Raw genomic sequence first — 207 nt, 5'->3', positions numbered from 1 at the left:
CTATGACGATGAGGGGCGGATTCAGCTCGACAAGGATCGTTTGGCGGCCAAGCAATATCTCCTCCAGCATGTGAACCAGAACACGGTGTTCTTCCACAATCTGAGGGAAAAGCTCGATTACCTCGTGACCGAGGGCTATTACGAGCAGGAGGTTCTCGACCAGTATTCCTTCAATTTCGTGCGGGATCTGTTCGACCAGGCCTATGC

The 207-nt window shown here is 52.7% G+C and carries 1 protein-coding gene; it reads left to right on the top strand.

Annotated elements, in window-relative coordinates; all coding sequences use genetic code 11:
* Positions 1–207: hypothetical protein (locus tag AF337_RS10985; protein WP_152970975.1), on the top strand; the 207-nt coding region annotated here is incomplete at both ends.

Origin of the sequence: Rhizobium ecuadorense (genome assembly GCF_001187535.1) — a bacterium.
Classification (GTDB): Bacteria; Pseudomonadota; Alphaproteobacteria; order Rhizobiales; family Rhizobiaceae; genus Rhizobium; species Rhizobium ecuadorense.
The sequence above is the reverse complement of the archived record's forward strand: the minus strand, read 5'-3'. Positions and strand labels throughout refer to the sequence as shown.